Genomic DNA, 2264 nt, shown 5'->3' on the forward strand with positions numbered 1-2264 from the left:
ACCCGAAGTTAAAGAGAGAGACACCATGATTAGAAGAACTTTGAGAGAAAGGGAGAAGTGGATTGTTGAAGTGATTAGAAATAATGAAGTTGAAAACAATCTTGAAGTCGAGCGCCTTATAAGAAGAATCTCAAAAGCTATATCTTTCGGTTGCCAGAACGTTGATAATGAGACGCTAGGAAAAAATATTGATGCGTATGCATACGCCTTAGGGATTCCTTCTCCGAAGAAAGACTTCGAAACTAGCTGCAAAGTTGGCGATCAAAAGATCAAGATAATGATCGACTATGCATGGCAGATAGCTGGTCGCGTTAATTGTGCAATTTTGCATATCAACAAGATGGGACAAACGCGCTCAGAAATCGAAGGAGATATCGCTAAGCATCTTCTCGAGAAATCCGGATGGAAAGTCTGGCTTATCGATCAAAACACTGACATAGAACAGGTATTGAAAAGCATACAAATGTATGTGCGGACGTGAACAAACGGCCCTCTACTTGAACAGATTTGAATTCGTGAGCGAAAAATTTGGATTTACTGGATAAGATAAAGAAAATATATAACTCAGAACCGTCTCGTTGTGGATTATAGTGCCAGTACGTGAAAAAACTCGACATTAGTTGTTTCACTACCGACAATGAACTTTTTTTGTTGTATGTATTTAATAGTTCAGAAATAATTCAGGATATTGATATGATCGAGCGAGGTTTCAAGCTCTTTCAGCCTTGGGCTACTCACGTGGTTAGGGGGAAACTACACTTGCTTGTTCGTTCATTTAGCACGACAATAAGAGAGAGAGTTGCCGTTATTGCAACAGACGTCAGCAGGAGAATAGGTGCCGTAGGAAGTGTCGCGATAGTGAACTGCATTAAAATCAACGAACAAGATGTGAAGCAGCAGTTGGTCGATTTATCTGGAAATGATTACTGGGATTATTATCCGAAGTACCTTATTCCAAAGAACACAAAGAATGGGAAGGTTTTCATTTGGGTACTGCGAAATCCGAGGGAATGGGCTTCTCCAAAGGTTGTTACCAGTAAAGGAATTACATGGGCAAAAACGAGATTCGACGAAGAATGAGGTGCGTTTTTCTTAGAACATTGGACAATTTTTAAAAGAAAAATTATTAGTTGGTGATATACCCTGCTTACCTCACTTCATAGGTAGTTGTTGAAGATATCAAGAGCTTTCAGCGCTCTTCTTTTTCTATCGCATCTCTTTTATTGTTTTTTTTGTGAATTCGGAATCTAGAAAAGATTCGAATCGTGCAGATCGATTCGTTCGATTATCTACGAACGAAAAGATGACAAAAAAGCTTAACATACAACATCGATCCAGCAAGCTGGCCTTTTTTCCACAGGTGAGTCCCAATGAAGCAGTCATATATGAATGCAAGGTAGCATTGAAAATTCATGTCGGCTGATTGCTATTGACCTATTTCTTGCAAATTATTAATCGACGTCAATAAAATCGTTGGATAGGCTTTATCACTTAAAGTTTCTTGCAACATGATTTCAAGACGCAAATCTTAAACCTACTTGAAACAATTCAAGAATTTGACTTCAATACGATTAGCAAGAGCTGATCGCTTGGATAAAGTTGGGATCGTGTACGATCCCCAAAGATTATCGCAGGTGGGGAGAAAATGGAAGAATTTATTGCTATTTTAATATTCGTAAGCGGTGCGGTGATCGGAGTACTCATCGGCATTGCATTCTTCCGGCAAAAAATGGTGGAAGCTGAAGAAAGAGGACGACTCACTGCATCAGCGGAAATTGCGGCGCTTAATGAGCGCATCTATCAGAAAGATCAGCAACTGCTTGAGCTCGAAAAGGTGAAAAATCAGAATAGCGAGCTGCTGCAAGAAAGGAGTAGATTGCTTGAACAGGTCGAAGCCGAGCGAAAGATAGCTAATGAAAAACTTGCCCTGCTCGAAGATGCAAAGCAAAAAATGTCAGATGCTTTCCAGGCACTTTCCTCACGAGCGCTGCAAGAGAACAATAGGTCCTTTTTGGAAACCGCCAAAGAAGTGCTAGAGAGATATAACGAGATTGCAAAATGCGATCTCGAGTCAAGAAAACAGGCAATCGATACGCTCGTGAAACCTATTGAAGAAGCGCTGAGAAAAGTCGATGAAAAGCTTCAGCAAATCGAAACAAATAGAGCTGAGCAATACGGTATGCTAAACAACGGAATACAGAAGCTCGCAGAAGCCCAATTGCGCTTGCAATCCGAAACGTCAAAACTCGTGAACGCCCTTAAGA

Annotated in this window: 3 protein-coding genes; all 3 read left to right on the forward strand. The window is 40.5% G+C overall.

Translation table 11 applies throughout. The features are described from left to right. On the forward strand, window positions 1-481 hold a 481-nt coding region (locus tag QW087_08065), incomplete at its 5' end, for a hypothetical protein (GenBank protein MEM2944679.1). 212 nt (window positions 482-693) lie between these two features. Next, window positions 694-1080, forward strand: a complete 387-nt coding sequence (locus QW087_08070) for a hypothetical protein (protein ID MEM2944680.1) — start codon at window positions 694-696, stop codon at window positions 1078-1080. A 565-nt stretch (window positions 1081-1645) separates the two neighbouring features. Further along, window positions 1646-2264, forward strand: a 619-nt coding sequence (gene rmuC / locus QW087_08075; GenBank protein ID MEM2944681.1) for a DNA recombination protein RmuC, incomplete at its 3' end; no start/stop codon positions are given.

The organism is Methanomassiliicoccales archaeon (assembly GCA_038850735.1).
Lineage (GTDB): Archaea > Thermoplasmatota > Thermoplasmata > Methanomassiliicoccales > JACIVX01 > JACIVX01.